Below are 3,761 nucleotides of genomic sequence, written 5' to 3'. Positions count from 1 at the left end.
CCACCGCTGCGTCCACGGCCCTGTCGAGCGCCGGTCGCGCCGTGGCCGGGTCGGACCGCAGTACAGCCAGAAAGCCACGCATGTACCAGGCCAGCGCCAACTCCTGAGGACCCAAGCCCGGCTCCCGCGCGCCGCCGCCCCCGTACGCGAGCAGCTCGTCCAGCCACCGCACACCTTCGCCGAGCCCGCGCGTCATCCAGTAGTACCCCAGGGAGTAGACGAGCAGAACCCCGACCCGCACGTCCCCCCGCGTCACGCAGTCGCGCAGCACGTGCCGCACGTTGTCGATCTCCAGGTCCATCCACGCGAGCCACTCGCCCAGCCGCTGCCGCACCCGCGGCGCCGACCCCAGGCAGCGCCCGATGTAGTGATCGTTGCGGCGCCGGGCCAGGAACTCCTCCTCGCCCGCCGCACGCAACTTGAGCGCCGCGTACTCGCGCATCGTCTCGTGCAGGCGGTAACAGGCCAGCCCCCCGGCGTCCTCCTTGACCACCAGGGACTTGTCCACGAGCGAAGCCATCAGGTCCAGCGCGCCCGCCGCGGAAACGTCCCCGTACGCGCAGATCGCCGCGACGTCCTCCAGCGTGAACCGGCCGGCGAACGCGCACAGCCGCCGCAGCAGCGCCCGCTCGCCCGCCGCCAGCAGGTCGTGGCTCCAGTCGACGGTGGTGCGCAGCGTCTGATGGCGGGGCAGCGCGGCGCGGCTGCCCCCGGTGAGCAGCCCGAACCGGTCGTCGAGGCGTTCGAGGATCTGCTCGGCGGACAGCACCCGCGTCCTGACCGCGGCCAGCTCGATCGCCAGCGGCAGGCCGTCGAGGCGGCGGCACAGGTCGGCCACGGCGGCCTGGTTGGCCGGGGTCAGCTCGAACGTGCCGGAGCCTGCCGCGGCCCGCTCGGTGAACAGGCTGACCGCCTCGTTCCGCCGCAGCTCCGCGAGCGGCGCGCGGGCGGGCGGCGGCAGGTCGAGCGGCGGTACGGGCACCACGTGCTCGCCCGGCACCGACAGCGGCTCCCTGCTGGTGGCGATCACCCGTACGCCGGGGGCCGCCCGCATGACCTCCGCCACCAGCGGGGCGACGGCGCCGAGCAGGTGCTCGCAGTTGTCCACCACCAGCAGCAGCCGCTTGTCCCGCAGGTACGACAGGAGCAGTGCCACCGGCTCGGCCGCGGTCTGGGTGCGCAGGTCCAGGGCCGCCGTCACGGCGTCGCCGACCAGCCCGGGATCGCCGACCTCGGCCAGCTCGACCAGCCACGCGCCGCCGGGGAACCCGCGCCCGAGATCGCCCGCCATCCGCAGCGCCAGCCGCGTCTTGCCGACCCCGCCGGGACCGACCAGGCTGACCAGCCGGGACTCCGAGAGCTTGCGCCTGACCACCGCGAGTTCACGGCGTCGGCCCACGAAACTGGTCGCCTCGGCGGGCAGGTTGCCCGTACGGCGCGGCGGTCTGGCCATGGTGGCTCGGACACTACTACCGCCCCGGGCCCGGCCGGAGCCCAGCAATCACGAATTCACGTGATTTATCCGGCCGAGGGCGGCGCCTCACGCTGATCGTATGAAGGCGATTCGTTACCACGCTTACGGTTCACCCGACGTGCTGCGGCTGGAAGACGCGGACATGCCCGTCGCCGGGGACGACGACGTGCTGATCCGCGTCCGCGCCGCTTCCGTGAACCCGCTGGACTGGCACGCCATGAGAGGCGCGCCGTACGTGGCCCGGCTGGAGATGGGCCTGCGCCGGCCCAGGCGCGGCGGGCTGGGCGCGGACCTGGCGGGCACCGTCGAGGCCGTGGGCAGGAGGGTCACCCGGTTCGCGCCGGGCGACGACGTGTACGGCGGCTGCGCGATGGACCTGACCCCGGGCAGGACGGGCTTCGCCGAGTACGCCGCGCTGCGCCAGGACGGCTGGCTGGCGAAGAAGCCGGCCGGGCTGACGTTCGAGCAGGCCGCGGCCGTGCCGGTGGCCGGCGTCTACGCCTTGCAGGCGCTGCGCGACAAGGGCGGCCTCAAGGCCGGGCAGCGGGTGCTGGTGAACGGGGCGGCGGGCGGCGTGGGGACGTTCGCGGTGCAACTCGCCAAGGCGCTGGGCGCGGCCGAGGTGACGGGGGTGTGCAGCACGCGGAACGTCGAACTGGTCCGCTCGATCGGCGCCGACCAGGTGATCGACTACACCGAGCGGGACTACACCCGTACGGGCGGGCGGTATGACGTGCTGCTCGACCTCGTGGCCAACCACGGCCTGCTCGCCAACCGGCGCGTGCTGGCGGGCACCGGCGTCCTCGTGGCGGGCGCGCCGGCCAAGGGCCAGTGGGTCGGCCCCCTGCTCGGGGTCGCCAAGGTCATGCTGCTGCGCTGGGCGACGTTCTTCCTGGCCTCGCCGAGCCCGGACGATCTGGACGTCATGACGGGGCTGATCGAGCAGGGCCGGGTCACGCCGGTCATCGACCGGACGTTCTCGCTGGACGAGACGGCCGAGGCGGTCCGCTATCTCGAACGGGGGCACGCCCGGGGCAAGGTCGTGATCACCGTGTGAACGTGACGAGATAGGCAGCCCGAGCTGTCCGGTTCGGGTTGCGCGGTCCGGGCTGTCGTTGCCCGTCCGCACCACGTCGCCCGGCGATGCCGGCCTGGACGCCGGAATCTTGCCTTGATGCGCGGACCCCCGTGGGGCTCGCTTGGGACGTCACCGGGAACCTTCACCCGCGGCGGAAACCCGGGGGTGGCGTTGGAACAGGCGAGAGAACAGATCAGGTCCGTGGACGCCGGGCCGGTGCGCGTGCTCGGCGTGGCGTTCCTGCTGGCCATGATGGCCTGCCAGGTGATGTCAGGGCTGGACGCGCGGCCGGAGCGGTTCACCGGCGCGATCGTGGTGCTGCTGGCGGCCGGCGCGCTCGCCTTCGCCGCCGCCGTCTGGGGGCCGGTCAGGGCGGCGGGCGCGTTCGGCGGCGCGGTGCTGACCGGGTACGCGGCCGAGGTGGCCGGGGTGCTGACCGGGTTCCCGTTCGGTGACTACGCCTACGGCGACGTCCTGTGGCCGCGACTCGGCGGGGTGCCGGTCGCGGTGGCGGTGGCGTGGGGCGGCATGGGGCTGGCCGCGTACGCGGTGGCCGCCGCCGTCGTCCCCGTACCCGGATGGCCGCGGATCGTCGTGGGCGCGGGCGCGCTGACCGCGTGGGACCTTTTCCTCGACCCGCAGATGGTGCGGATGGGCCTGTGGACGTGGGCGCACGACGGGCCGTACCGTGGCGTGCCGCTGAGCAACTACGTGGGCTGGCTGCTGGTGTCGGCGCTGGTCATGCTGGTCGTACAGCGCTTCGTCGGCGACCGGGAGCCGGGCTACGGGCTGCCCGCCCTCTACACGGTCATGGCGGTCATGGAGACGGTCGGCTTCCTGGTGGTGTTCCAGCCGCCGGACCCGCTGGTGGCCGTCGCCGGCGGCCTCACGATGGGCGCGTTCGCCGCGCCGGCCTGGAGGCGGCTGTGGCAACGGTGACGGTGGTCGGCGGCGGCGTCGGAGGCATGACGAGCGCGCTGCTGCTGGCCCGGCAGGGGCACGACGTACGGCTGTACGAGCGCTCGGCGCGGCTGGGCGGCAAGCTGGCCGAGCACCGGCGCGACGGCTTCACCTTCTCGCTGGGGCCCTCGCTGCTGACCATGCCCGAGCTGTTCAGGGAACTGGGGCTGCGCCGCGAGCTGATGGAACCCGACCCGCTGCGGGAACGCCTGGTGTCCCTGCTCATGACGGCGCTGCTGCGCTGCGACC

4 protein-coding genes are annotated in these 3,761 nt (G+C 73.7%); 3 read left to right on the top strand and 1 reads right to left on the bottom strand.

Annotated elements, in window-relative coordinates:
* Window positions 1-1,453: ATP-binding protein (locus ABFX54_RS50300; protein ID WP_346114318.1), on the bottom strand; the 1,453-nt coding region annotated here is incomplete at its 3' end.
* 100 nt (window positions 1,454-1,553) lie between these two features.
* On the opposite strand from ABFX54_RS50300, the gene ABFX54_RS50295 reads away from it, so the two are divergent.
* From ABFX54_RS50295 to ABFX54_RS50285, 3 genes are all read left to right on the top strand, one after another.
* Window positions 1,554-2,531, top strand: a complete 978-nt coding sequence (locus ABFX54_RS50295; RefSeq protein ID WP_346114317.1) for an NAD(P)-dependent alcohol dehydrogenase — start codon at window positions 1,554-1,556, stop codon at window positions 2,529-2,531.
* Between the two features lie 186 nt (window positions 2,532-2,717).
* A complete protein-coding gene (locus tag ABFX54_RS50290; RefSeq protein WP_346114316.1) occupies window positions 2,718-3,491 on the top strand; it encodes a carotenoid biosynthesis protein in 774 nt (257 codons plus the stop codon).
* Window positions 3,479-3,761 (top strand): FAD-dependent oxidoreductase (locus ABFX54_RS50285; RefSeq protein ID WP_346114315.1); only part of this gene is annotated, 283 nt, incomplete at its 3' end. The genes ABFX54_RS50290 and ABFX54_RS50285, both read left to right, overlap by 13 nt.

The sequence above is a fragment of the Nonomuraea maheshkhaliensis genome (assembly GCF_039529435.1).
Classification (GTDB): Bacteria; Actinomycetota; Actinomycetes; order Streptosporangiales; family Streptosporangiaceae; genus Nonomuraea; species Nonomuraea maheshkhaliensis.
This window is presented reverse-complemented; position numbering and strand designations above follow the sequence as displayed.